This is a genomic window from Clostridium oryzae (genome assembly GCF_002029235.1).
Lineage (GTDB): Bacteria > Bacillota > Clostridia > Clostridiales > Clostridiaceae > Clostridium_AE > Clostridium_AE oryzae.
Genome location: NZ_MZGV01000138.1, coordinates 1 through 2,807, shown reverse-complemented (window position 1 = coordinate 2,807; position 2,807 = coordinate 1). Strand labels below are relative to the sequence as shown.

At 30.3% G+C, this 2,807-nt stretch carries 2 protein-coding genes and 1 pseudogene; all 3 read right to left on the bottom strand.

Annotation, left to right across the window (positions count from 1 at the left end; genetic code table 11):
• Nucleotides 1-273: 273 nt before the first annotated feature.
• The 3 genes and pseudogenes from CLORY_RS22615 to CLORY_RS22605 all read right to left on the bottom strand — a co-directional run bounded on the left by CLORY_RS22615 (nucleotide 274) and on the right by CLORY_RS22605 (nucleotide 2,657).
• On the bottom strand, nucleotides 274-750 hold the full coding sequence (locus CLORY_RS22615) for a MarR family winged helix-turn-helix transcriptional regulator (protein WP_079428825.1): 477 nt from the start codon (nucleotides 748-750) through the stop codon (nucleotides 274-276).
• A 152-nt stretch (nucleotides 751-902) separates the two neighbouring features.
• Nucleotides 903-1,434: pseudogene (locus CLORY_RS23900) on the bottom strand (class I SAM-dependent methyltransferase); the annotation flags it as partial.
• Between the two features lie 38 nt (nucleotides 1,435-1,472).
• Nucleotides 1,473-2,657 (bottom strand): MBL fold metallo-hydrolase, encoded by a 1,185-nt coding sequence (locus tag CLORY_RS22605; protein WP_079428823.1) that lies wholly within the window; start codon nucleotides 2,655-2,657, stop codon nucleotides 1,473-1,475.
• Between the last annotated feature and the right edge of the window lie 150 nt (nucleotides 2,658-2,807).

Below are 2,807 nucleotides of genomic sequence, written 5' to 3'. Positions count from 1 at the left end.
ACACGTGCTCTCCGCACAATACTTTGTACTTTTAATTACCGAAGCCAGTTTCCTACAAGGAGTTCTTGCTACCAGAATTTACACGGGCTTACTTCCTCACCTTTCTTTATTATTGACAGGATTTCGTCTTTATTAACAAACGCATCCAATTTTCATTATACTTGGTGAAAGCACGCTTTCATGGGCATTTCCTACGAAAAAGAAGATTACTTTTTCATTCTACTTGGTGAAAACACGCTTTCATGAACATTTCCTAGAGACTAAAAAAAATATTTATTCCATAAGCTTTTTTTCAAAATCGTCAATCTGCTCTTCAACTTTATTTAAAAAATTCTTTAGGAAAGTAACTTCTTCATTTGAAGCATCTTTTAATATATCATTAATTAATGCATCAAATTTATTATGCAATTTCACATGATTTGCATCTGCAATTTCACCTTTTGGAGTTAATTTTATAATAAGCTTTGATTGATTATGTAAGTCAGTTTCTTTTGTTATGAAGCCCTTTTTATTCAATTTATTAACAATTTGTGATACAGCCCCTTTTGTTACACCCAATTTATTTGCCAATCCTGTAATATGAATCCCCTCCTCTTCTTTAATTGCTCTTATCATATGTATTTCTGAGCTGAATAAAGGTGTATCAGTTCCATAATAACGGGTCTGTGTATCATTCTCAATAAACTTGTAAATTACTGTTAACAAGGAATAACTTATTTTATTTTTTCGTTCATTATTTAAATTCATCATACTAAAAGTGTATAGCTACTATACTCTCTTGTCAAGTCCTGTTTGATATTTAACAAAGAATTGCAGCAAGTTTTACCTAATTCTATAGATAAAAATGCCTTTAAGAATGCAGATAGAAACATTATAGACATACTATAGCTTTCTCTAATTTTACATTTCAATATATAAGCTGGTGGCAGATTTAAAAGATTTTTTTTCTTTTAATCATATCAAAATATATTCTAAAAAGTTTTATTTTAAATAGGGTATATTGAAAAGTTATAAACTCTCCATCTGATTTTAATATTTCTTTTGTAACCGATAATATTCTTTTGCTAACTGCATCAGGTACACTTGCAAATGGAAGTCCAGAAACAATATAGTCAACTTTGCTTATCTTATATTTTTCTATTATTTCTATTAAATTTTCTGCAGAGTCATTAATTAGTATGAAGTTTGCCCCATTTCCAAATTTATTTTTTAGAATATTATAAAGAGCTGTATTGGATTCTATAGCTATAATATACTTTCCTTCTTTTTATTTAATATCTTTTCTGTAAAAACTCCTGTTCCAGGGCCAAATTCAATAATACAGGAAGTGTTAAAAAAATCAATATCTTCAACCATTTTGCAAGCTAGCTTTTCTGAACGTGGTGCTATAGCCCCTACCGTTCTATGATTGCTAATAGCTATGGATTGCCCAATACAACAATTTACGGTTCCGTTATGAATTATTTAAATCTCTACTTTACGGGATCAATAAAAATTTTATTCCCTACTTTTATAGGGGCAGCACCTTCCTCTATCAATGTCTGCACAACTAATACATCCATTCTTGAAGGAGCTTGTGGAAATATCAAAGCTGCTTTAAATTTAATATACTTATTGTTAGACTTAAGTAATTCATCTACAATTTGTCCTACTGTAGCCCGCCCAATTTTACTATGTGCTAAAATCACTTCTCTTTTCATTTCTCTGTAGTATTCATTGAAAAAATGAAATAAATTTTTGCACTCAACACCTGTTTTTGCATACTCTGTTAATTGTATATCGTTAACTGCTTTTGTATTAAAACTTTTAATAAAAGCCGACATATATTTATTTGATCTATGGGAATCTGCAGCATATTCAATATACCCCTCATCCGCCATAGTTTCAAATTTTCCTGTAATATCTATAAGTCTATTAAGAGAACTATAACAAAAGGCAGGATTTACCTCAACAGTAGTGTCACCAGAAAGAACTAATTTGTTTATAGGATCATATATGCAAATGTGTCCTGGAGAGTGAGCACCATCAAATACTATAAAAAACCGTCCAAGTTCCCATCCATAAAGTGATACGCTGCCAAAGTCTTTTTTTATCCTCTGAGCTGCTTTTAGAATAATTGCTTTATCAGCTAAATGATTACTAGTACCCATAGATACTTTTATCAGTAGCTTCAACAATGTTTTAGCAGTATTAGGCGATATCTTTGCAATTCCTCTAAATATTGCACTTAGTCCACTTTTAGGGAACATTGTTTGAAATACATTCTCATACTTTGACAGCAGCTCAATATCCTTCATAAAATCATCTACTGATTTCATAGTAGGAACTTCTTCCTCAGGAAGATAAAATTCCCAAGGAAGACTTGTATTTAAAACAACATCATTATTAGTGTCATGATCAAAATGTCCCTGCGTAATTAGCAGTACAACTTTGTTTACACCTTTTTCTTTGTACATATTCACTAGTTCAATAATTTTTTTCTTATAGCATTTGTATTTTCCAGGATCAAGAATATATATCGTATTTTTATCTTTTAAAATATAGACGTTGGATGAAGGCGGCTTACGAAAAAAATCGTTAGCTATATAGCCTCCAATCATCCAAACATCTGGTAATATTTCCTTTGATGCTAACTCTAACTTAACATTCTTTTTCATATAAATTCCTCCCGCTATATAGTGTTAGTGTAAAGTTTTTTACACTATTCTTTTAAAAATTTCTTTATATATCAAGGGTTACAGAGTTTTTTTGTATAAAAAAAACAATGACCCCCAATTTCATGTTATAATTGAATCTCTAACCAAACA

Coding starts and splice junctions, on each gene's coding strand:
- CLORY_RS22605 (WP_079428823.1), bottom strand. CDS start 2,657: ATGAAAAAGAATGTTAAGTTAGAGTTAGCATCAAAGGAAATATTACCA.
- CLORY_RS22615 (WP_079428825.1), bottom strand. CDS start 750: ATGATGAATTTAAATAATGAACGAAAAAATAAAATAAGTTATTCCTTG.